Origin of the sequence: Olivibacter jilunii (assembly GCF_900607235.1) — a bacterium.
GTDB classification, from domain to species: Bacteria; Bacteroidota; Bacteroidia; order Sphingobacteriales; family Sphingobacteriaceae; genus Olivibacter; species Olivibacter oleidegradans.
In genome coordinates, this window is sequence record NZ_LR027851.1 from 513362 (window position 1) to 537034 (window position 23673).

The following is a 23673-nucleotide window of genomic DNA, read 5'->3' on the forward strand; positions in this document are numbered from 1 at the left end:
CCATAAAATGTCGAATAGAACATTGTTGAGATTGTTATTAAACTACCTAATCAAAGGAGTTTTGTTTTTGGTGCCTTTAGCAGGTGCCTTACTATTGATCTTTTGGATCGTAGCAACAATTGATTCCGCTTTAAATCTAAGTTGGCTGATACGCGACGAAACAGGACAACCGCTGTATATACCGGGCTTAGGTATTGTCATAATGATCCTGATATTAATTCTTGCCGGTGTGATCGTTACCAATTTTATTACCGAGCCAATCTATAATCGATTGTATAAATTGTTAAACCGAGTACCGCTATTCAGTACATTGTATTCGTCGATTAAAGATTTTACAGAGGCATTTGTTGGGGATGAGAAAAAATTTAACGAGCCGGTTCTGGTAGAAGTGAATGAAACGGGACTCAAGAAAATCGGCTTTCTTACGCAGCACGATCTTCGTAAAATACACTTGCCGGAAGATGTTATTGTTTATTTTCCGTATTCCTACTCTTTTGCCGGGCAAGTTTGTGTGGTAAAGGCAAAACGTGTAACACCGCTAAAAATGAGCGCAACAGATGCCATGAAGCTCGTGGTTTCGGGTGGGGTAAGCGGATTAGAACACGAGGAGATGAAAGATATAAAGCCCTCTGCCGAATAGTTAATGGTGATCTTAATTTAACGCTTTCTGCAAAATAGTACAAGAAGCTGTTCTTGGGGGCCGGTGCAGAAAAATAGATACTGATCACCGCCATCTTTTATTTTGTGCTTCTTTTTTAATTCTTGCGGTTTCAATGGAAAATTTCTCGTGGATACATTTCCTTGAGTTGAATTCTTATTTTTTTTGAAATCACTATACGTTTCTACTTTAATAACCTCAAAACAGCGGCCAATAAAGCCTTCTTTGAAAGTTTCGGAGGTATATAAATGGGTATGTTGATGCAACTTCGATAAGTTGAAATGAACGGCCGTATATTTAAAACACCCTGCCTTTAACAGCGCTGCATCCGGTTCATATAAGTACCTCCCGGGATTATCAAAAACAGGTTGGCTCGTTTTCTCCTGTTCCTCGTTGAAGCGCAAAATGTCTGAAGTCTTGTTGCTAAGCGCCACACAATGAAAAGTGATTGCGTTTGTAGGGTTATTACGCAAAACAAATAGCAGCTCTTTGCATTCGTTGTGTACACTGATAATGTGAACGTCGGTAACTCCCGAAAGTTCATGAACAGCTGCCTGTATATCCAAAAGCGGTGCGGCTTTTATTAACACAGTTTTACCTCTCTGTTTAAGCAAAGGTCCATGCATAACTACGTCGGGCTCACAATCGCTTAGCCTAAACACCTTTTGCTGTTTGACTCTTCGCGAGGGATCGATGTAAATGAAATCAAAAACTTTATCGGAGGAATGAAGGTAGCCGATGCCGTCATTCGGGAAAAATTGAATATTCGTAACGCCAAGTTGTTTGGCATTATGCTCGGCTATCCGTGATAAAGAGGCATTGCGCTCGCAATGAATTACTTGCTGTGCGCGTTGAGCAAAGTAATAGTCGTCAACGCCGAATCCGCCGGTAATATCGACAATCGAGCTGCCGACATTTATTAATCCTCTTTTATAGGCGCCGGTAAGTGATGAAGAAGACTGTTCGAGTCCCAAGAGGCCCGGGTAATAGATATTCGTTGTATTAAACCATTGCGGTAATTTTTTTTGAGCTCGCTTCATCCCATCTAGCTGCTCGGCCAGTTCAGGGGCGCTTACATCCGGAAAGGGACTTTTCCCTAAGGCTATTGAAGCGGGAGATGCTTGGATATGATCCCGCAAGAAATTTTGCACTTCCGGTTTTAAAATCGCTTGGTTCATTTTTTTGGGTTTTTAGGGACTAGTAATCAACTTGCAGCAATCGACTATCGCCCATATAATCACAACAGCTAATCAACTCCTCGACGACTCTTCAACTCAACGAACTAACTACCCACCGATCGAATAAGCATTTGGCAGGTATAGTTATCCTGTAACTGCATGATCACTTCTTTATTTATCAATACCCGTTCAATTGTTTGCGGATTATGATATCGTATGGTTACGAGCTCCAAGCCGCGTGTAAACTCCACATCATATTGTTTTTTCAACTCTTTAATCAGAGAAACGATATTTTGTTCATCATAATCGACGCTCACCGAAAAACTAACTGCACTATTGTGCATCATATTGATCTTTAACCGATGTTTGGCAAACACATCAAAGATGTGACTGAAGTTATCCTCAACTATAAAAGAAAAGTCCTTGGGCAAAATAGAAATGAGTACCTGATTTACTTTAAAGATGAAAGAGGAGACCGGTAATGTATTATTGGTTGCCCTTATGATTGTGCCGTTGTTCTTGGTATCAACAAAAGAGCGTACGGCTAGCGCAATCCCCTTGTTTTGTAAAGGTTTAATTGTTTTCGGATGTATTACCGTGGCTCCATAATAAGTAAGCTCAATCGCATCTAAATAAGAAAGTTCAGGTATTAATTCAGTTGAGTCGAACCATTTTGGGTCTGCATTGAGCACCCCGGGAACATCCTTCCATATCGTTACTAGCTCTGCATCTAAGGAAGCAGCAAAAATGGCTGCGGTATAATCAGAGCCTTCTCTGCCTAGGGTAGTCGTGAAATTTTCAGAGGTGCTACCAATAAAGCCTTGAGTAACCAGTATATTTTTCTCCAATAGAGCGGGAATCGAAGATCGCATGCTGCGTTCGGTCTTTTCCCAATTTACCTGCCCTTCTCGAAAAGTATTATCGGTGTGGATATAGTTTCTAGCATCAATCCAAAGACTATGTATATCAACTTTTCTCAGGTATGCTTCTATAATGCGCGAAGAGACCAGCTCACCAATAGAAACAATCTGATCATACAAGTAATCATAAGCGTCTTGCGGCTCCTCTTCAATGATCCAATCGATCTCAACAAATAAATTGGCGACCTCGTCAAAAATGGAATGCTGTTTATCTTCAAATAGCTCGTCTAGCACCTGTTCATGAAATTTTTTGGCTTTTTCGAAAAGGTTGTATAGCTCCGGCTCTTGGTTATAATAGGCCTTTGTTACTTCTTCCAATAAATTCGTAGTTTTGCCCATGGCTGAAACTACAATAATAAGCTGTTGATCTTTATAATCTTCTACGATACGGGCAACATTTCTAACCCCGTCGGCATCCTTTACAGATGCACCTCCAAATTTAAATACCTGCATTAATTTGTTGTAATATTCTGTCTTAGCTGGGTTCGTATATGTTTGCCTTCCTCCGTCATCAATGAGTCGATCTGCTCATAGGGAATCATCAATTCTGTGATGCCTGCTGCGTAAGGTTTGATTTCATATACATTATACAAAAATAATAAACCTTTTGGGGTAAGGGTAAAGTTATTGTTTAAATGAAAACGATTATCTTCAAAAAAATAGGATTCGTCCAGTGCTTGCTCGGTAGATAGTCCCTCCTGTTTTCTGAATATCACTTCTGCTATCTTGGTTAGCGATTGTTGCTTTTCCACAGGGATAATCTTTTCAAGTCCAATGGTGTCGACTTTTAACGGGTCGTAATTGTAAAAAAGTGTATTATAGTTCCCGTGTGCTCCGCCTGTATAGTCGCTAAGTTCTAAGGATAGAGATAGAAAAGAAGGTTTGTTTTGTAATACCTTTGCGTGCATTTCAGAATACCAGGCACGGGGATATTCGTCCATTTTTACAAAATCTTCATAGTTTTCAATAAATGCTTTTGCTTCTTGTTCAATTGAATTATATTGCGTGTCGGGCTGCCTATTAGCTGTAAACTGTCTTTTGATTAAATCATTGATTTCCTTTTGTTCAAATTCAGGAAAAATCGCTTTGAAATAAGTCGTGTCTTTTTTTCCATCGTTATCCACAACCTCCTTACTTGATAATATATAATGCTGATACCGATAACGGAGCGTGTCAGCTTTTGCGACAGTTCTCCGTTCGTTGTTAAGATTGCATGATAGGAACAGCATGTTTGCACAAGTTAGTAGCAGGCTAGCGTTTATCAGTAAAGATTTTTTTATTCTAAACATATCAGCACTTTATTAAAGGAAGAGACAAAACGGCATATTAGACAAATTAACAAGGTAATCTATTAATTGTTTATCGAAACGTTAACCCATTCGGAATCAAAAGTTGCGCGATACTTTTTGTAAAAGTTTATCGCAGGCTCATTCCACTCCAATACTTGCCATACCATACCGCTATAGCCTTTGTTCTGCATCTCTTCAATAACTTTATCAAACAGAAGCTTGCCGATGCCACGACCTCGCATTTCTTGGGTAACAATTAAGTCCTCTAAATAAAGCCGTCGCCCTTTCCAAGTCGAATAACGTGTATAGTATAAAGCAATACCTTGTATAACGCCGTCAATTTCAGCTACAAAAGCCTCCCATACGGGATTCGCTCCAAAGCCGGCATCTTCCATTTCTTCCAGACTAACGGTCACCTCTTCCGGGGCCCTCTCATACAAGGCTAACTCATGTATCAATTCTAAAATTCTCGAACAGTCTTCTTTTTGCGCTTTACGTATCATGCTTTGTGTAATAAAATAGTCAAGTAGTTTAGTAGGGAAATAGTTGGGGAGTAGTTAAGTAGTTAAGTAGGAAAGTAGTTAAGTAGTCACCTAACTATTCAACGTCTCAACGACTCAACCATTTAACGACTCAACAACTAGTTAAGTAGTTTAGTAGGAAAGTAGTTAAGTAGTCACCTAACTATTCAACGACTCAACGACTCAACCATTTAACGACTCAACAACTAGTTAAGTAGTTTAGTAGGAAAGTAGTTAAGTAGTCACTAACTATTCAACGTCTCAACGACTTAACCATTTAACGACTCAACTATTTAACGTTTCAACAACTAGTTAAGTAGTTTAGTAGGAAAATAGTTAAGTAGTCACCTAACTATTCAACGTCTCAACGACTTAACCATTTAACGACTCAACAACTAGTTAAGTAGTTTAGTAGGAAAGTAGTTAAGTAGTCACCTAACTATTCAAAGTCTCAACGACTCAACCATTTAACGACTCAACAACTAGTTAAGTAGTTTAGTAGGAAAGTAGTTAAGTAGTCACCTAACTATTCAACGTCTCAACGACTCAACTATTTAACGACTCAACAACTTAACGTTTCAACAACTCAACGTGACCCAAATATGGTGCTTCCCAATCTAATCATTGTACTCCCTTGTTCAATGGCAATTTTATAGTCGGACGACATACCCATCGATAACTCCTTGAAAGCGTCGTCTTTTCGAAAGAAGCTGGCTTTAATGCCATTAAAAAGTGTTTTTAACTCATAGAATTCTTCTTTGATCAGCTTCTCATTATCGGTATTGGTAGCAATTCCCATTAGACCAACAATACGAACATTTTTAAGTATGCTGAATTCGTCGGATCGTAGTAGTTCGATTACTTCGTCGTAAGCCAAGCCAAATTTCGTTTCCTCGTCCGCAATATAAATTTGCAAAAGACAATCAATGATTCGGTCATGTTTTGACGCCTGTTTATTAATTTCCTGAAGCAATTTCAAACTGTCAACAGATTGAATTAATTTGATAAAGGGCGCAAGATATTTTACCTTATTTGTTTGTAAATGACCGATCATATGCCATTCAATATCTTTCGGTAAAACTTCGTATTTATCGCGCAACTCTTGTACCTGGTTTTCTCCAAACGTGCGCTGTCCGGCGTCATAAGCTTCTTGAATCTCAGTTACTGACTTGGTTTTTGAAACGGCTACCAATGTTACACCTACCGAATCTGTTTCTTTTTTAATCTTTTCTAAATTATCACTAATACTCATTTCTCTTATCAATTTTTTTCGCCCGCCCACACTTGTACCTTTCTTGGACAATTACTCATCGCAACCTAAACGCCTGCTTTAAAGCGGACGCAAAGGTAACTAATTGCATATGAAAAGCATTTTATCTAAGTTTGTGCGAATTTAAAGAAATGACTCGGTTATTAATAGTAATTCTTTCAGTGTTTTTGTTAGCGGCTTGTAATAAGGAGAAGGTGCCTGAAGGAGTTATCGCCCAAAAGAAGATGGTCCCACTTTTATGTGATTTTCATCTGGCTGAAGGATACCTGTCTTCCTTACCCATGGATTCGTCTCGCTTGCTGGCGAAAAATTATTATGCTTCCATCTTTAAAAAATATGACACTGATTCGGCTGGGTTTAACAAAAGCCTCGTCTTCTATTCAAAAGATCCGGGCTTATTGAATCAGATTTATGCCGAGGTGCAAAAGCGGTTGCAGCAATATCAAAAGGATGAACAAGCGAAGATAGATGCAAAAATGAGAAAGGTCTTCGTGGCCGATTCTTTAAAGAGTGCGTCCATTAAAGATAGTCTAGACAAAATAAAGGCTGATTCGGTGAATTTTCAGTTGACCAAAAATTTACTTTATCGGAAGCATACCGATTCGGCTAACCGTAAATCGGAGGCATGGTCTTTGCCCCTGGAGAAGGCATTGGTTAAACGAATCCTTTATATTCCGAATGGAAATAGCGAATTGAGTAAGTTGTTGTTACCCATAGATTCAATCAAGAAGTCCAAACCGGCAGACTCGTTGAAAATAAAGGGGCCGGTTAAGTCGAAGAGGCGTTAAGTTGTTAATTAGCCAAATTTTTAATTAGCCAATTAGTCAATGGTTAAAAGTTGAGTAGTTAAGTAGTGGAGTAGTAAGTACTTGAGTAGGGACTAACCCTCTGCGGCTTACAGCCTACAGCGCTACCTAAAGTTAAATAGAATGATATATCCTCAGAATGCTGTTGATAAATTGGGTTTTACCGAAATCAAGGCACTAATAAAAGCATACTGTTTAAGTGAAATGGGAAGGCAAATGGTGGACAAAATCCAGCCGATGCATCAGTTTGACCAGATCAATAAATTCATGCGTCAAACCTATGAATTTAAAGAAATATTACTGAACGATTCCCCCTTGCCCATAGAACATTTGTATCCCATACGTGCCCTCGCAGAAAAGGCTAGGGTAGAGGGGGTGTTTTTGACAGAAGAAGAGTTTTTTCATGTGCTACTGTCGTTGAAAACTGTATTTGCAGTTATCCGATATTTTAACGACCGAAATGGACATTATCCTAATCTGGAAGCATTATTCGAGCACTTGCCAATAGAAAAAGGGATTGTAAATGCTATTGAACGCGTAATCGATGCGAAAGGTAAAATTAAGCCCAACGCCTCATCGCTTCTCTCAGAAATTATCACCAATATTGCCAAAGCAGAGCAGGAGGCGCGCAAACGGATTGACCATGTTTTTAAAAGCGCTCAGGGAAACGGCTGGACGGCAGACGGAAACCTAACCGTTCGAGATGGCCGTTTATGCATCCCGCTATTGGCAGAAAACAAACGCAAGTTGAAGGGCTTTTTTCATGACGAATCGGCTACGGGGCAAACGGTATTCATCGAACCCGAAGAAGTTTTTCATTTAAACAACAAAGTCCGCGATCTTGAATTTGATAAGCGAAGAGAAGTGATCCGTATTTTAATTGAATTAACGGATACATTACGTCCCAATATTCCGCTCTTGTTAGCCTATCATGGATTGCTTAGTAAACTTGATTTTGTGCGAGCCAAGGCACTATTTGCAATCGAATTGGAAGCGGATATGCCACAGTTATCAAAAGAAGCTGCCGTTGAACTGATAAACGCCAGACACCCCCTTCTGATGCTCAATTTTAAGAAGGAGAAACAAACAGTTGTGCCGTTGAATGTCAAAATAGATAATCAGCAGCGCGTAATCGTTGTTTCAGGACCTAATGCAGGCGGAAAATCGGTAGCGATGAAAACCATCGGCTTGTTGCAAATAATGGCCCAAGCCGGATTATTGATTCCGGCGGACGAGTCGTCGACGATAGGTGTTTTTAAACAATTTTTTGCTGATATCGGCGATGACCAGTCGATCGAAAGTGACTTAAGTACCTATAGTGCTCATCTTTCGAAGATGAAATACTTTACGGAACACGCGAACGGTAAAACGTTGGTGCTTATTGACGAATTTGGCACAGGTACTGATCCACAATTCGGTGGCCCGATAGCGGAAGCGGTATTGGAAGTTTTGAACCGTAAAAAAATAAGAGGGGTAGTTACTACTCACTATTCTAATTTGAAGAACTTTGCTAATGCGACAGAAGGCCTGGAAAATGCTTCCATGCTTTTTGATAATGCAGCCATGCATCCACTTTATATTTTAGAAATCGGGAAACCGGGTAGTTCTTATGCTTTTGAAATTGCACAAAAAATTGGATTGCCAACGGAGGTTCTACAAGCAGCAAAACAAAAGATAGGTGCACAACAAAAGCGGGTTGACACCTTACTTGTTGACTTAGAGCGGGAAAAGAAGACAATCCTGGATACCAAGCGTTTAGTTGAGAAAAGAGAAACTGCGCTCAATAAGTTACAACAAGATACCGAAGCTTTGCAACGCTATTTAGACGAGAATAAAAAGACAATCCTTAAACAAGCTAAGCTAGAAGCCCAGGAAATTATAAAAAATGCCAACAGGTTAGTGGAAAACACGATTTCAGAAATTAAGGAGAGCAAAGCAGATAGAGAGAGAACGAAGGCAGCTAGACAACACTTGCAGCAAGAGCTTGAACGCCACCAACTCAATGAACCAAAAACGAAAGGAGCTACGGTCGCTAATAACCAAGAAATACACGTTGGCGATTGGGTGAAAATTATAGAATCAGGTAATGTGGCTCAGGTACTGGAAGTTGCGAAAGATAACCTTATCTTGGCGATGGGTGATTTGCGATCGGTGGTGAAAAGAAAACGTGTAGAAAAAGTAGCAACAAAAGAGGTTCCAAAAGAAATTCGTAAATCTCATAGCGCAATGGTTACCGAAGAGTTAACGGGATTTTATCCTGAATTGGATGTAAGGGGCATGCGCACAGAAGACGCCCTTCAGGCGATCGAAAAGCACCTAGATAAGGCCATTATGTTGGGTTTTCCAAGCCTAAAGGTTATTCACGGTAAAGGAGATGGTATTCTTAGAAAAATGATACGGGATTATTTACGTAAATATTCGCAGGTTAACAGGATGGAAGACGAACATGCTGATAGAGGCGGTGATGGAATAACGTATGTATATTTGAATTAGCCTATCGAATGGGCTAATTCTTTACCTATTGGGACATTTTTTACAACGCTTGCCCTTCTTATATTTTTTGCAACACTTCTTGAACTCACAACAACCGGTATAAGGATTCAGTCCTTTGTGGTTTTCAGGATCTAACGGGCAGCCATTTCTTACCAGCTCCATCTCAAAAATGTTCAATACCTTCATCTTCATCAATTTACGCTGCCAAAGGTAAGTATTATTTAAATTAATTCTAAATGTTTTTTGGAATTGTTAAGTCACTGAGTTGTGGAGTGGTTGAGTAGTTAATTCGCTAATTAGCCGATTAGCCAATGTGATGATTAGCTAATGTGATAACGAGGGGCAGCGTTCTTAGTTACGCGCATCAGTCGGCTTATGGCTTATTGCTTACAGCCTATAGTTTATTGTTTACAGCCTTTTGTTTTATAGAACCAAAATTGTAAATTAACGTCGTTGCAGCCGATTTTTAAACTTGATAGCCATGATTAATAAAGTAGTGAACAATGCCGATGAAGCTATTAGAGACATTCAGGATGGAATGACACTTATGCTCGGGGGATTTGGTCTATGCGGGATACCCGAGAATTGCATTGCCGCATTGGTGAAAAAAGAAGTGAAAGACTTAACATGTATTTCCAATAATGCCGGTGTAGATGATTTCGGAATCGGTTTAATGCTTCAAAAAAGGCAGCTAAAAAAGATGATCGCGTCTTACGTTGGAGAAAATGCAGAATTTGAGCGTCAGCTACTTTCGGGAGAACTAGAAGTTGAGTTAATACCGCAAGGCACCTTGGCCACTCGATGCTTGGCGGCCGGTTATGGAATGCCGGCAATCTTTACACCGGCCGGAGTAGGAACCGAAGTGGCAGAAGGCAAAGAAATCAGAAGATTTAACGATAAAGACTATTTGTTAGAAATGGCATTCAATGCTGATTTTGCCATTGTAAAGGCTTGGAAAGGAGATACAACCGGGAATCTTATCTTTCGCTCAACGGCCCGTAATTTTAATCCTATCATGGCCATGGCCGGAAAAATAACCATTGCGGAAGTCGAGGAGTTGTTACCTGTTGGATCCTTGGATCCGGATCATATCCATACGCCCGGGATTTATGTACATCGCATATTCCAAGGAGAAAAATATGAAAAAAGAATTGAGAAGAGAACCATAAGGGAGTAGTCAAGTAGACCAATTGTTAAGTAGTTAAGTAGTGAGATTCGCATCAAAAATTGAAAAACAGTACAATTCAATGACCAGCACGTTTGAGGATCTAGAGGTTTGGAAACACTGTCGAAGCTTTAGAAACAAATTGGGTGAAGTTATAAAACTTCTTCCGAATGAAGAAAAATATAGGTTATCAGATCAATTGAAAAGAGCAGCTAGATCAGTTACTGCAAATATTGCGGAAGGGTACGGCCGATTTCATTATCAAGAAAACATCCAATTTTGTAGACAATCAAGAGGGTCACTGTATGAGATACTCGATCATTTAATATGTGCTTTGGATGAACAATATATTGACAACGCCACATTTGATAAATGCAAAGCCGATCTAGAAAAATGTATAGCACTTTTGAATGGATATATACTTTACCTTAAGAAACGAAAGGAATGACAATATATTCGACACTGCTGTTAACTACTTAACAACTCAACAACTCAACAACTCAACAACTTAACAACTAACACCATGACCCTAGACAAACAAGGAATAGCCAAACGCATTGCGCAGGAAATAAAAGACGGTTATTACGTTAACCTCGGTATCGGTATACCAACCTTGGTAGCCAATTATATACCTGAAGATATTCAGGTTGTACTGCAATCGGAGAATGGTTTGCTTGGTATGGGACCATATCCTTCGGAAGAGGAAGTCGACCCGGATTTAATTAATGCGGGCAAACAAACGGTTACAACGCTTCCCGGATCGGCAATATTTGACTCAGCAATGAGTTTTGGAATGATCCGGGCTCAGAAGGTAGATTTGACGATTCTGGGAGCTATGGAGGTTTCGGAAAATGGCGATATTGCCAATTGGAAAATACCGGGCAAAATGGTCAAGGGAATGGGGGGAGCCATGGATCTGGTAGCCTCTGCCAAAAATATCATTGTTGCGATGCAACAGGTTAACAAGGAAGGTGAAAGTAAATTGCTTCCATCCTGCACCTTGCCTTTGACAGGAGTGAGGTGCGTTCGGAAGATTGTTACCGAGTTAGCCGTCTTTGTTATTGAACCACACGGAGGCTTTCGCCTCTTAGAAAGAGCACCTGGACTGAGTGTGGATGAAATCCGGAATGCAACCGCCGGCAAGTTTATAGCCGATGATAATATTCCGGAAATGAGACTTTAAAATAGTTTTTTCCGTAAGCGTGCGGAAATTTCATCAGTTACTTGTACCATCATCGCGGTATCGTCCTTATTGTTTTCGATAATTAAATCACACTGCGATTTGTAGGGAAAAAGATATTCATCAAAGCTGGGGAGTACGTGATTATACCATTTGTATTTGACATCTTCCTCAAAATACCCCCGTTCGATAAGGTCCCGTCGAAGTCGGCGCTCTAATGCAATATGTTCATCTGCGTGAAGAAATATACGCTCGTCCAGAAGTGTATTGATTTCTTCAAAATGGAAAATAAATAGCCCCTCTACTATTAATAAGGGAGCTGGCTTTATCTCCAACATTTTTGGCTTAATTGTCGGATTATTAAAAGTGTATTCTTCTTTAAAGACCGTCTTCCCTGCAATCAGCGCGCTAATATCATGATAAAAAAGCGTTCGGTTGATAGCAGCAGGTACATCAAAATTATACAGTTTGTTTTCCTCTTGCGTTTTGGTGTTGGCTGGCAGGTAATAATCATCCTGAGAGATTAACGTAACTTCATGATCTTTGAAGTGATTAAGAAAACACTTCAGAAAGAACGTCTTTCCCGAACCACTACTGCCAGCGATACCAATGACATAAGGTTTTTTAGACATTTTTTTTAGCTATTAGACTTTAGTTATTCGTTATTAGCTATTCGTTGTTAGTATTGATTCACTACTTAACTATTATTAAGGCGTAAGCTATAGCCGTAGGCTTTAATCTCACGTAGTCCCATTATCAAATTAGCTAATTAACTACATGACATCTTTACGACTCAACCACTCAACTACTTAACCACTTAACTAATAAGAGATATTAACCTGAAACCGTCTGTCAATTACACCGATTAATGAAGCCACGGATTTGGAAATAACGATGATAGCATCTTTATTTTCCGATGTCTCATTGAATTTACCTACAACCTTTGCATAAGTAGTTCGATTGGTCATCGGGTTGGTAATTTTAACTACGGTGCCGACCGGAGCGGAGTTATGCAAGGCGAGCATTTTGCCGCTTTCGCCATTTAAGTCGTCCATCCAGATTCCAATGCCGCTTGCTGTCACCTGCTTGATTCCGTAGCGATTGGCCGGTGTGCTATCCTCTTTAGGTGTTTCTTCCGGTTCTTCTTCAATCGTATTGGCGTTGCCGCTTGCAACCTGCTGTTCGTTTTCGCTTGTTACACCGTTTAACTCTTCGTTGCTAATTACTTTCTTTGGAACACTGGGATCAGTGGCGGCTTCCTCTATAGATGTATTCGGGATTCTGATTAATTGCCCCTCCTTTAAAGAGTTGCCGGATAAATTGTTCGCTTGTTTAATCGCATCAACAGTTACTCCAAAGCGTTTTGAAATGGAAAAAAGCGTTTCCTTTGCACCTACTTTGTATTCAATATAATCGGTTCCCTGGGAGGTAATAGCTGCACCGCCATTAACGGGAGGCTTTGAGCTAGGAGTCGCAGTTTTTACAACATTGTTTGCAGGGTTCGAGAAGGGTGCGCCGGTCGGAATTTTAACGACATCACCAGCTTTGAGCGACTTATTAGCATTAAAATCAATGATGTCTTTTGGCTTCAGGTTGTATTTGCGTCCAAGAGAGTAGTAAGATTCTCTGGTCTGTAGTTTATGTAGAATTACTTTTTTACCATTTTGATTTTCAACTCCTATCGAATCCCTTGTTATCGGATTCGCAAAAACAACACTACTTGTTAAGACACAGGCAACAGTCACGCCTAAGCCTTTTAATATTTTTTTATTCTTCATATACATTACAATTATACAAAATACGAAACAATTTCTCGTTTATTATTCGTTACAAAAAACAATTGTTGGCCAACCATAAAAAAGACTTCCGGCAGCAGATGATCTAATCGATCAACTATACATTCCTTAAATTGTACGTTGTGCTCTTGAATAACCGTTAATATGAGTTGTAACTTATCTTCTTTCCTCTCATGATAGGCCCACAGCTCTTTACCGTCAGTTTCCAGAAAGAAATAGGGGCCAACTAAAGTGCTTGTAATTGGAAGTGGAGGAGTCCGGTGAACAGGGGAGGCCGAGCGTATATTTCTGGGCAAAGGCGACAGTTTATTTAGTAATGTATGATTTTCAAGTATACTTCCCGACAAAGGCTCCAGCAAGCTGACCGCATTCGTATCTGAAAATCGTTGCTTTACCGCTATTCCTTCCTGTGTAAGCTCTACGAATTGCAGATTGAATTGCTCCCAGGTGACCTGTTTACTATGTATATCGATAGCTACAAGTCCCTGCGTTTGCCCTTGGTTTGGTTGCGGATAATGCTGCAGGAACAGTTGGTTGGTATTCACCGCTGCCAGCGTCCACCAACGATCGCCATAGTGTATGTGATCGGATAACAAACGACCACTGCGATAATGAATAACCGAAAAGTAGGGCAGCCCATCCTGATCTCTCCATTCGATGGCAAGCATACCGGATAGTTCATGGATGTCTATCTTCCAAATAGTGCCTTCATATAAGTAAGAAAATGCTTTTGTCATTCGTTAACGATTATTGCTACCCTCTTTCATCTTTCTTCTATAACCATCTGACAAAAATAGTATCTTTATATGGAAAATCCCTTTAAAAGCGTGCAAAGGAAAAGAAGCTTTATCGGTAAAAGGAGAAAAATAAAGACAATGCTTATGATAAAAGACAGAAGCCTACGGCAGTGGCTTTCAATAGGACTGTTAATTGCGTTATTTTTACCCGGTTCTGCAATAGGCAAAACGCAGGAAACGGCCACCGTTTATCAATATTACTTAAGTGAAGAAATTGGCCCGGCAGCCTGGCGTAAAACTGAAAAAGCATTTAGTGCAGCTAAAGCACATCATGCCGATTATATTTTAATCGAAATCAATACCTACGGTGGAATGCTTAATTACGCCGATTCCATACGAACTAAGATATTAGAGTCGGAGCTGAAAACCATTGCTTTTATAAACCATAATGCGGCTTCTGCCGGTGCGCTGGTGGCGCTTGCCTGTGATAAAATCTATATGGTTAAAGGTGCAAGCATAGGGGCTGCCAGCGTGGTAAATCCTCAAGGAGAGGTGATGCCGGAGAAATATCAATCCTATATGCGGAGCTTAATGCGGGCAACGGCTGAAGCAAAGGGGAGAGATCCACGAGTAGCAGAAGCTTTTGTGGACCCGGATGTCGTGCTACCGGAATTAAAAGAGGCTGGCAAAGTACTTACTTTGACGACACAAGAAGCGCTAAAAATTGGTATGATCAATGGCGAAGTGGTTAGTTCGACAGAGATACTTGCTAAAGAAGGTCTAAAAGGGGCATCTATCACCCGGTATCAAAGCACATGGGTTGATAGCTTTATTAATTTTCTTATCAATCCGGCAGTGAGTAGCGTGCTGATTTTACTGATTATTGGCGGAATTTATTTCGAAATGCAAACGCCGGGCATCGGTTTTGCATTGATAGTCGCCATCATAGCTGCACTTCTATTCTTTGCTCCGTTATATATCCAGGGACTGGCCGATAATTGGGAGATCGCCTTATTCATAATCGGTATTATTTTGCTGTTACTCGAAGTCTTTGTCATACCGGGTTTTGGTGTTGCGGGTATTCTGGGAATCATTGCATTGGTATGTGGACTGGCATTCAGCATGGTACCCAATCAGAACTTTAACTTTCAACCTGTTGAGCCTAACCAAGTAATGACTTCCTTCGTTATTGTAATCGCCGCTACTATTGCTTCTATTATTCTTTGTGTCATTTTCGGCAAAAGCATTCTGCGTTCCAGTGCATTTCAACGGCTGGTTTTAGCCGATGAGCAACAGTCGGGTAAAGGATACGTCTCTTCTGTAAGAAATCTTAATTTAATTAACAAAGAAGGAGTCGCCAAGACGGCCTTGCGTCCTTCGGGTAAAATCGAGATTGAAGGGAAATGGTATGATGCCGTGGCCTTAGATGGGTTCATCGATAAGGATACTATTGTTTACGTTGAAAAGCACGAGAACTATAATCTTTTTGTCAGAAAAAAGAAGGACGATCAGGTGTATTAAACAATTCATAAGCCAAAACGTTATAAGTAGGTCATTCCCGGCATGCAGATCGCATGCTTAGGGTACTAACAAAAAATATAATGTATGAATCCAAAAGCAATTAGTTTAGAAGAGAAAAAATTAAGACCTGTTGTAGATCACCTAAATGATTTATTGGCAAACTATCATGTTCACTATCAAAAACTACGTGGTTGTCATTGGAATGTAAGAGGCTCGCACTTCTTTACATTACATGCTAAATTTGAAGAATTATATAATAATGCGATTACAACCATTGATGAGCTAGCAGAGCGTATACTAACCTTAGGGAAATCACCGCTCAGCCGATATCAGGACTATCTTGAGACAGCGGAGATCAAGGAAATAGATACCATCGGAATGTCGGATGTCGATCTGGTGAAAGCTGTGGTAGAGGACCTTGAAGTATTGATCGCTTTGCAACGGGACCTGCTAGAAATTACGGACGAAGCAAATGATGAAGGTTCCAACGATATGGTGAACGCATTTATGCAGTTTAACGAAAAGCAAAACTGGATGTTAAGAGCCTTTCTCAATAAGCAATAACACCTTGAATCTATACATTGGGCTTGTCTAAAAGTTCGTTTTCTTGCGTCGTCGAGCGTAGCGGTATTGATATGGCATAGATACGGGAGAATGTCAACCTGAGACAAGCCTTTGTATTTCAATCTACCTTTTAACAATTAATTAATACAGTATGTAGGCTCCTAAAGTAGCAAACTATTTATTTTTGATAAATAGTTTATGTTCATGTCTTTAGAAACAATTAACTTGTTAGGTTGGATCGGCGTTGCCTGTTGTACTTCCGGTTACTTGTTGGTTAGCCTAGGTTATATTCATTCCAATGGTTGGAAATACCAGTTGCTAAACGCATTAGGTGGATTATTTCTCGTAATCAGTGCTTTTTACAATCACGATACACCAAACACGGTAGCTAACGGGCTGTGGGCACTTATTGGGTTGATTAGCCTTATTAAGTTTGCGCTGCCAGGTGCCGTTAAAAAAGTGACTGCTAAGCGTTCATAGCCCAGCAGTCAGGTGCGATTTTCTAAACTTTAACCCTTGTTCCTTAGGGTGGTCAATCGCTAATACCCACCCGCCTTTCCTTCTCTATCTTTATTAAATGAAAATCTTCTAGATATACTGAAGCCCCATCTATACTGCCCTTTACCCCAAGATGTCGTAGTTTCCGGTATAAATTGCGATTCCTGAATGGCTGTGGCATTAGTGAAATTTAAATGGAAGACATGGCCGCCTGTTTCGATTTCTAAACCAACACCTAAGGCGTCGTAGAACTTCTGCTGATTGATGTTTTCTACGTATTCCTTTTTGTCTTTGCTTCTAAAAGGAAGAAAGTAGTCTGCTACAATAGCCATCCGTTTGCTAATCTTTAACCGACCACCGGCACCTAAGGCAAATACACCATTTTGATCGCCAAAAATCGTATAGTTCCGATGTACGTAACTCGGAATAAGTTCAAAAGAAAAGCTAGGACTAAATTTTCGTGCCACAATCAACTGACTAACATAGGTTATCCGATCGCCGAAATTCTTATAAGAGGTCGAAGCTGTAGGATCGTCAGAAGCCTTAACACCGCTTACCGTCCCACTTCCAAAAAAGGCAAGACTTACCGGAATAGCGTTATCAGTAGTTTGTTCTAGAAAACGATATTTGAAATTGGCTTCATATAATTGTGTTGCCGCAGTGGCACCCTTTGCACGGGCAATCCCAACATTAAATCGGTCAGATATACCATAATCAAAACCAATGCGGATGTCTGTCGACTGATCAAGACCGAAGAAATTTCCGATACCCCCACTACCTCCTGCAATATCTCCAAATCGGTGATCTACCCGGAATTCGAGTTCCTTTTTATAGATCGTTTCGGTCGACTGTGCATTGATTAAATGGTTGGACTTAAAAGTGGCACTCACTTTTTCGCGCGTGGTACTATCCTCTTGAATTAACGCCTCTAAATCGCTCTGCGCGAACAAACGAGAAAAGGGAATGATCAATAGAAAATAAGGGAGAAAAAATGTGATACGCTTCATAGGATGACTTAAGGAGTTTTAGCTTGGTAAATAGCAGCAACCTTAATGTCTAAGGTTTCTGCTATATTTTTTATAACGATGGTTGGAACTTCAATATCATGGTCGGCCGTTTTTACCTTGAACGTACAGCTAGCTGTGATCGCACCATTGTTCACGGTTATTTTAACCGGTGCAGTGTAACTTTTAGCAACACCATGAACGGTAAGTACACCGCTAACCATGCATTGGTAGGTCCCATCGTTTCTCAATTTTCCAGGATCATTTATTTTTCCCTTAAATTCAGAAAACGGATATCGGTCGCTCTCCATATAATTTTCATTGAAATGTTCCTGCATTAATTTTTTTTTGAATTGAAACGTGGTGTTTTTCACCTTGAATACAATGTCTCCCGTATTTACGTCCAGTGCGGAAAGTCCGTTTTTACTAACACCTTCTATATCTTCAACGGGCGTACTGCTAAAAAAAGATATCGTAGCCCCGTTACTTACAAAGGTGTTCTGTGCCTTTGAAACTGCAACAGAAAGAGGGATTATAAGAAATAAGGATAAAACTATTTTCTGAATCATAATTTCTAATTGTTATTGTTCCGGCATATTACGATCAAACCAGGCTTTTAATAGCGCTTTTTCGTTAGCACTTAGTGAACCGCCGACAGGCATGGTACCAGTTACTAGCACGACATTGTTGATTCTCGCTCCATTATCCCGAACAGATGCAAAGCCGGAGAAAGTCCAACGGCCACTTGCACCGCCACCTGCAGCATGGCAACCGGCGCATTTCGTTTGAAACAGGGCTCCGGCGAAATTGCTATAACTAACATTTTCAGCGGTTACTTCTTCATTGCCAGGTTTTTCAGGCTCCACTGCTTGATCTTTAGAACAGCTGTATAGAACAGCGATAAAACTTGCTAAAACAGCAAGTGTGTAAAGTGATTTTTTTTTCGTGACTTTCATAAGCTAACCTATTCGTTTTATTTTTTTTGATTGATACTCTAAATACGGAGCGCATGACAAAAGGGTTGCCTAGCTTTATAAAAATTGCAAAATATTTGTTACCAATTTTGTCATTACACGCACAAATAATTTTAGCTTTGAAGCAACCTTTTTTTTACGGCATTCGTAATGCTTATTGGAAGGAGGGCTTGGTGGCACCAAAGGAGAATCAGGAAGAAGTCATATCGAAGCTAATACAGGGATGTATTAAAGAGGATCGGAATTCCCAAAAGGAACTCTATAGACATTACTATGCATATTCGATGGGGATTTGCCAACGTTATGCGAGTAATAAAATAGATGCCGCCAGCATTATGAACGATGGTTTTTTTAAGGTATTTAAGCATATCAAGAAATACGACCACACTAAACCTTTTACTGCTTGGATAGGTCGTATTATGGCCAATGCGGCAATCGATTATTATAGAGCTAACCTTAAATTTGCAGGAAATGAAAATATAATGGATTACGATCAGGCCGGGTCTGACGAAGCAATCTATGAGAAACTAAACTATCAAGACCTTTTATTCATGGTACAGTCGTTAAGCCCGTCCTATCGTACGGTTTTTAACCTCTATGCAATTGAAGGATATAGCCATGAAGAAATAGCAGGAATGTTGCATATTTCTGTCGGAACATCCAAATCTAACCTGTTTAAGGCCAGGGCAAAATTGATGGAGATGCTAAAGGCGATCGACTTGAATGTCGGCAAAAATGAAGCAGACAAGAACCTTAGTGAATAAGTGTGATGGAGAAGAAGAAACTCGATGATCTATTCAGAGAAGGGTTGAACAACCCGGAAGTATCTTACGATGAGATGCACTGGATAGCTATGGAAGAAAAGCTCGTCAACAATAGGAAAAAGAAGGTAAGACTTATCTGGCTTAGCTCTTTAAGTGCCGCTGCGGCTGTTATACTGGTTTTTCTTGTCATCTGGTGGCCTATTACAAGTGATCAGTCTGTTGAAGTGGTTAAAAAGGAAGATAGTATCATATCCAAAAAAACGCATATAGATAAGCCGGTACCACCTGTTGTCGATCAGATCGTTAAAAATGACAAGGCGCCATCGAAGAATACGTCACCAACGATTTCCATCCCTCTACTTGAAGACAAATCTAACGAACGAACGGGTAGATTGGAAGCTATATCGGAAAACATATATAAAGATACCTTAACAGGGCAAGCAGGAACGAACGGCTTACTTGGAAAAGTAGGGCAAAGCCTAAAACCAGCACCTGTATATTCATTTAATACATCAGATGCAGAAATTTTGTCTGAACCAAAATTAACGATCAACCGAGAAAGAAGACCATCTTACTTAACCATCTTAGCAGCGCCTGATTTAACAAGCGTACGAGGTGCCGGTAATCCTCAGCTAAGCCAAAATATTGGTGTATTATATACGCTACCATTAAGTAAGAAATTAAGCGTTTCAGGCGGCGTATTATACGCACGAAAGAATTATAACTCACCTTACAGTTTTTACCGGCCCAAAATACAAAGAAGCTACGGAGCAACACCCAGTCAGGTAGATGCTGCTTGCGATGTGTTGGATGTACCTATAGAACTTAATTATCAGGTTTACAATAAAGGTGCCACCCGTATTACCTTGAACGGAGGTGCTTCCAGCTATTTCATGTTACGAGAGCAATATGAATTTAGTTACGATACCGGTGATCCATATAAAGATAAGCAACGCACTAACTATGAAGTAAGAGGGCAAAATAACCATCCTTTTGGCGTAGCGAATATTTCGGCAACTTTTGAACAACAGTTGAACAACCAAGTCACAATCGGCGTTAGGCCATTTGTCAAATTACCTTTAACAGGGATCGGTTATGGGCGGACAAAATTGGACTCAAAGGGCTTAGCCGTTTCGGTTAGTTTTAAATTGGGAAAATAGTTAAGTGGTTGAGTAGCTAATTAGCCGATTAGCCAATGAGATCATCAGATGGCTTAGAGCTTATTGCTGCTTATAGCTTAAATTATTCATAAGTATTTATTTTCAATGGTATTATTCATTGTTGTTTGCTTTTTATTGGCATTCATGAGCTCGTTGCGCTCGGTTCATGAGCTCCCTACGGTCGGTTAGTCAATAGTTAAATAGTTGAGTTGTGGAGTTGTTAATTAGCCGATTAGCCAATTTGATGATGGAGCTAGTGTTGCCTAAAGCTTACAGCGTATAGCTTACGACCCTATTCGTAGCAGTAGCACCGACTAAAGCCGAAAGCTGATATCCGAAAGCTGAAGTCAATAAAGCCGATTGCTGAAAGCTACAGTCTTTTAAGCCGTTTTGGTTAGTAAATATTCTACGAAACAAGCCAGAATATAATCCCATCCTTCCGGTGCATCCATCATTTCCCGGTAAGCAGGGCCCTTTTCGCCATGCTTTGAAAAATTTCGATGTTCCAAAATCATCGTTGTGCATTCGTTGCCTTCGCTAAAGGAAATTTCCACCTCACTAGCTTTGTCAGGGTTTGGTTCGGGCACACGGTTAGGCCCTATTTGCCAAAGAAAAGTTAAAGTATATGGATCAAATTTTATAATTCGCCCCCAGTCACACTGAAAGCCGTATGGGCCTATTTCAGTAAGAAAACCATTGACGGTCGGATTGACTTTGATGGCAACCAACTCTTCTTTCGACCAAGTGTACTCTTTAGGCCACCAAATTCCCAAATCACTCAGAAAAATATCAAAAGACCTTTGCAAAGGTGCATCAAACATTATTTTTTTTCTAATATCTCCCATATTACTTTTGTTATGGCTGCTTTGACACTTACCGTATCTTGCTAACAAGTGAAGGATGAATTGGTTTGGGAGACTTCACTTTAGCGATGCAGAAATCTACAGGATTGGCTTCCAATAAACGGAAAAGGGCTAAGTATCTTTACTTAACCCTTTTTATATTTTGCGATTACGATTATCGCACTAAAATTTAGCGCCAATAGTTAAGAACACATTGTTACGGGTATTTTTAACGCTGGCAATAGGCGAATTTACCGGATAATCAGCAGCTAGAGCGTACGGCGTTGTATCATACTCTTGTCTCCAGTTTTGATAAGTTGCATCGACGTAATAGTTGCCAAAGCGGAAACCTAAACCACCGGTAATCGATTGTGCTTTATAATCTACGTTTTCGTAAGGATTGCCCGTATGGTTATAACCGGCGCGAATCATAAATTGTGGCGTAACAACATATTCACCACCGACCTTTAAGTTAACGGCTCCTTTATATGTATTTTTTATGTCTTCTGCATATTGCATATCAAGGTCAGCAACATCTGTAGTGATTTTCATGCTTTTATAGTTGACGAATTCGACGTCTGCGCTGATCAGACCTTTGCTAAATACCGCGGAAATACCACCATTTACACGATATGGCGTCCTTAAATTGTAGTCATATGAACTGTACTCCGGCTCGTATTCATACCACGAAATTTCCGCACCTGTTTCCGGGTGAAAGTTAGTAATCCCATAATAATCTGAATAATCAGTTGACATATTATACCAAGTAGGTGTCGTGGCCGAAAGTCCGATACGAATAATGTCGGTAGGGCGATAAATTAATCCAAGCTTTACATTTACACCGGCGCCTTTTGTATGCCCTTCGTAATCATCATCGTAGTAATAATCGGAATTCAATAATTCGTTGTAGAAACGAGGATCATCAGAACCTTGTTGTGGGTTTAGGAAACGAGAGCCTTGGTCTACGACTCTATCATCGAACAGGTAGCCATCCTCTTCAAACCGCCTATAGGTGCGATGATCAATAGAAGAAAATGCAACGGATGCACCTAGATAAAGTTTATTGCTGTAGTTGGCCCCAAATGACAGGTTGGTTTCTGATTGAGATCCCTTAGTTTGTGTGAAAGAACGTTGTGTATTATCCGGAACACCCATAGGGAAATACAGATTGTCTGCGCCAATATCAACTAAACCCGCATCCCAACCAAAGTCGTGAGCAACACCTGTTCTAGGATCGGCCATATAGTCGGCAATACTTGATTCGTTGTTTTGTCCTGAATAATTCAAGTTGGATATAAAGCTGTTCGTTTTATTATAACTTAAACCTACATTGAAGTTAAGCCAACCCTGATCTAGATTAGCACCTCTCGCACGCATAGACGGGAGATTAAAAACGATACCTAACTGATTTAAACCGAAGCGATCTCGGGTGCTCTCTGTTTGGGAACCAAAGTAAGTGGCTTTATTCTTATCACCGAAATAATCCAGCGATAAGCTTATGTCGGAATTGTTGAAAAAACCAAGACCAGCGGGGTTACCGGCGATGTTGCTAATATCCCCACCCAGTGCCGTTTGCGCATTTCCCATCGCTTTAAAGCGAGCTGTGGCGCCTTGCTCGTATTGTGAAAATAAAAGCGACTCATCCAAATTTTGACCCCTAGAAGCAACCGCTGTAAATAAAAACAGACAAAGAGTTGCTAATTTCTTATTATTCATGAGAAGTAAATTAATTAGTAATAAGTGGATTGCTTTATGTTATGTAATAATAAAGCCGACTAATTTTGAAACAATTGATCAAAAAAGGTCGGCTTTATTTTTATCTAAGATTATCGTCCTCCGCGACCTCTAGACGAGCTGCCGGAACCGCCGCCACCGCCTCTGCTCATCCCACCACCGCCGCTAAATCCTCCGGACGAACGACTCGGAGACGGAGTATAGGATGGCCTTGAGGTAGGGCGTGAATAACCTTCACTCGGTCTTGAATTAGTTGGTCGAGCTGGTCTGGAATAAGATCCTGAAGGTCTAGTAACGCCAGGTCTTGAGCCTGTTGTAGCTGGACGGGAATAACCGGGTCTTGACAAGCCTTCGGATCTTCCATAATTCGGTCTGCTAATTGCAGGTCTACTGCCTCTTGCCGAACCGTTATATGATGAACCTCTTGATGAGTTAATATTGGCATCGGATGAAGACCGGCCGCCTCGACCTCTATAGCTTGAAGCCGACCCACCGGAAACCACACCTCTGGCAGGTCTTGAACTACCTGAAGTAACCCGTCCGGTAACACCTCGGTTAATTCGAGTTATAGACGATCTTGACCCTCTATAGTTATCGGC

General features: G+C 40.4%; 25 protein-coding genes. 11 read left to right on the forward strand and 14 right to left on the reverse strand.

What is annotated here, in order from left to right; translation table 11 throughout:
• Positions 1-7 precede the first annotated feature (7 nt).
• Entirely contained in the window at positions 8-640 is a 633-nt protein-coding gene (locus E0E36_RS16130) for a DUF502 domain-containing protein (protein WP_013667895.1), read from the forward strand.
• Positions 641-657: 17 nt separating this feature from the next.
• Here the strand turns inward: E0E36_RS16130 and E0E36_RS16135 are convergent, their stop codons facing one another.
• The 5 genes from E0E36_RS16135 to E0E36_RS16155 all read right to left on the reverse strand — a co-directional run bounded on the left by E0E36_RS16135 (position 658) and on the right by E0E36_RS16155 (position 5818).
• A complete protein-coding gene (locus E0E36_RS16135; protein ID WP_130856807.1) occupies positions 658-1836 on the reverse strand; it encodes a class I SAM-dependent methyltransferase in 1179 nt (392 codons plus the stop codon).
• 104 nt (positions 1837-1940) lie between these two features.
• Entirely contained in the window at positions 1941-3209 is a 1269-nt protein-coding gene (locus E0E36_RS16140; RefSeq protein ID WP_130856808.1) for an aspartate kinase, read from the reverse strand.
• The gene (locus E0E36_RS16145) at positions 3209-3985 is read right to left on the reverse strand and encodes an RsiV family protein (protein ID WP_165447010.1); all 777 of its coding nucleotides are present in this window, start codon (positions 3983-3985) and stop codon (positions 3209-3211) included. The genes E0E36_RS16140 and E0E36_RS16145 overlap by 1 nt, the downstream gene beginning before the upstream one ends.
• Positions 3986-4107: 122 nt before the next feature.
• Positions 4108-4548 carry a GNAT family N-acetyltransferase gene (locus E0E36_RS16150; RefSeq protein WP_013667891.1) on the reverse strand — a complete coding sequence of 147 codons (441 nt, stop codon included), beginning with the start codon at positions 4546-4548 and terminating at the stop codon, positions 4108-4110.
• Between the two features lie 604 nt (positions 4549-5152).
• A complete protein-coding gene (locus E0E36_RS16155) occupies positions 5153-5818 on the reverse strand; it encodes a YggS family pyridoxal phosphate-dependent enzyme (protein ID WP_130856810.1) in 666 nt (221 codons plus the stop codon).
• A gap of 149 nt (positions 5819-5967) precedes the next feature.
• Here E0E36_RS16155 and E0E36_RS16160 point away from each other — a divergent pair, with 149 nt between their 5' ends.
• The 5 genes from E0E36_RS16160 (at position 5968) to E0E36_RS16180 (ending at position 11483) form a co-directional block, all read left to right on the forward strand.
• On the forward strand, positions 5968-6624 hold the full coding sequence (locus E0E36_RS16160; RefSeq protein WP_130856811.1) for a DUF4296 domain-containing protein: 657 nt from the start codon (positions 5968-5970) through the stop codon (positions 6622-6624).
• 141 nt (positions 6625-6765) lie between these two features.
• Positions 6766-9135, forward strand: coding sequence for an endonuclease MutS2 (locus tag E0E36_RS16165; protein WP_130856812.1), 2370 nt, complete (start codon positions 6766-6768; stop codon positions 9133-9135).
• Positions 9136-9616: 481 nt separating this feature from the next.
• Positions 9617-10312, forward strand: coding sequence for a CoA transferase subunit A (locus tag E0E36_RS16170; protein WP_130856813.1), 696 nt, complete (start codon positions 9617-9619; stop codon positions 10310-10312).
• A gap of 70 nt (positions 10313-10382) precedes the next feature.
• Positions 10383-10748 (forward strand): four helix bundle protein, encoded by a 366-nt coding sequence (locus E0E36_RS16175; RefSeq protein WP_130856814.1) that lies wholly within the window; start codon positions 10383-10385, stop codon positions 10746-10748.
• 75 nt (positions 10749-10823) lie between these two features.
• Complete coding sequence (locus tag E0E36_RS16180) at positions 10824-11483, forward strand: CoA transferase subunit B (protein WP_130856815.1); 660 nt, start codon at positions 10824-10826, stop codon at positions 11481-11483.
• Here E0E36_RS16180 and E0E36_RS16185 read toward each other — a convergent pair.
• The 3 genes from E0E36_RS16185 to E0E36_RS16195 form a co-directional block, all read right to left on the reverse strand.
• Complete coding sequence (locus E0E36_RS16185; RefSeq protein ID WP_130856816.1) at positions 11480-12112, reverse strand: uridine kinase family protein; 633 nt, start codon at positions 12110-12112, stop codon at positions 11480-11482. The two genes, E0E36_RS16180 and E0E36_RS16185, sit on opposite strands and share 4 nt — an antisense overlap.
• Before the next feature lie 189 nt (positions 12113-12301).
• Positions 12302-13258 carry a DPBB and LysM peptidoglycan-binding domain-containing protein gene (locus tag E0E36_RS16190; protein ID WP_013667882.1) on the reverse strand — a complete coding sequence of 319 codons (957 nt, stop codon included), beginning with the start codon at positions 13256-13258 and terminating at the stop codon, positions 12302-12304.
• A gap of 11 nt (positions 13259-13269) precedes the next feature.
• Positions 13270-14013: a DUF4905 domain-containing protein gene (locus tag E0E36_RS16195; RefSeq protein ID WP_130856817.1), complete on the reverse strand. Its 744-nt coding sequence runs from the start codon at positions 14011-14013 to the stop codon at positions 13270-13272.
• Between the two features lie 144 nt (positions 14014-14157).
• On the opposite strand from E0E36_RS16195, the gene E0E36_RS16200 reads away from it, so the two are divergent.
• The 3 genes from E0E36_RS16200 (at position 14158) to E0E36_RS16210 (ending at position 16578) form a co-directional block, all read left to right on the forward strand.
• Positions 14158-15534: an NfeD family protein gene (locus E0E36_RS16200; RefSeq protein WP_341273589.1), complete on the forward strand. Its 1377-nt coding sequence runs from the start codon at positions 14158-14160 to the stop codon at positions 15532-15534.
• A gap of 84 nt (positions 15535-15618) precedes the next feature.
• Positions 15619-16098 (forward strand): Dps family protein, encoded by a 480-nt coding sequence (locus tag E0E36_RS16205; RefSeq protein ID WP_013667879.1) that lies wholly within the window; start codon positions 15619-15621, stop codon positions 16096-16098.
• Positions 16099-16302: 204 nt separating this feature from the next.
• Positions 16303-16578 (forward strand): CBU_0592 family membrane protein, encoded by a 276-nt coding sequence (locus E0E36_RS16210; RefSeq protein ID WP_130856818.1) that lies wholly within the window; start codon positions 16303-16305, stop codon positions 16576-16578.
• A 59-nt stretch (positions 16579-16637) separates the two neighbouring features.
• Here the strand turns inward: E0E36_RS16210 and E0E36_RS16215 are convergent, their stop codons facing one another.
• The 3 genes from E0E36_RS16215 to E0E36_RS16225 are packed head-to-tail and all read right to left on the reverse strand — an operon-like array spanning position 16638 to position 18556.
• Positions 16638-17603 carry a DUF5777 family beta-barrel protein gene (locus tag E0E36_RS16215; RefSeq protein WP_130856819.1) on the reverse strand — a complete coding sequence of 322 codons (966 nt, stop codon included), beginning with the start codon at positions 17601-17603 and terminating at the stop codon, positions 16638-16640.
• Between the two features lie 8 nt (positions 17604-17611).
• A complete protein-coding gene (locus tag E0E36_RS16220; RefSeq protein WP_130856820.1) occupies positions 17612-18169 on the reverse strand; it encodes a YceI family protein in 558 nt (185 codons plus the stop codon).
• A gap of 12 nt (positions 18170-18181) precedes the next feature.
• Positions 18182-18556 carry a hypothetical protein gene (locus E0E36_RS16225; RefSeq protein ID WP_130856821.1) on the reverse strand — a complete coding sequence of 125 codons (375 nt, stop codon included), beginning with the start codon at positions 18554-18556 and terminating at the stop codon, positions 18182-18184.
• A gap of 137 nt (positions 18557-18693) precedes the next feature.
• Between E0E36_RS16225 and E0E36_RS16230 the strand changes: the two genes are divergently transcribed.
• Entirely contained in the window at positions 18694-19338 is a 645-nt protein-coding gene (locus tag E0E36_RS16230) for an RNA polymerase sigma factor (protein WP_242627245.1), read from the forward strand.
• 5 nt (positions 19339-19343) lie between these two features.
• Complete coding sequence (locus tag E0E36_RS16235) at positions 19344-20498, forward strand: hypothetical protein (protein WP_130856823.1); 1155 nt, start codon at positions 19344-19346, stop codon at positions 20496-20498.
• A 380-nt stretch (positions 20499-20878) separates the two neighbouring features.
• Here E0E36_RS16235 and E0E36_RS16240 read toward each other — a convergent pair whose 3' ends face one another.
• From E0E36_RS16240 to E0E36_RS16250, 3 genes are all read right to left on the reverse strand, one after another.
• On the reverse strand, positions 20879-21343 hold the full coding sequence (locus E0E36_RS16240; RefSeq protein ID WP_130856824.1) for an SRPBCC family protein: 465 nt from the start codon (positions 21341-21343) through the stop codon (positions 20879-20881).
• A gap of 180 nt (positions 21344-21523) precedes the next feature.
• Positions 21524-23056 (reverse strand): OmpP1/FadL family transporter, encoded by a 1533-nt coding sequence (locus E0E36_RS16245; RefSeq protein ID WP_130856825.1) that lies wholly within the window; start codon positions 23054-23056, stop codon positions 21524-21526.
• A 110-nt stretch (positions 23057-23166) separates the two neighbouring features.
• Positions 23167-23673: hypothetical protein (locus tag E0E36_RS16250; protein ID WP_207303775.1), on the reverse strand; the 507-nt coding region annotated here is incomplete at its 5' end.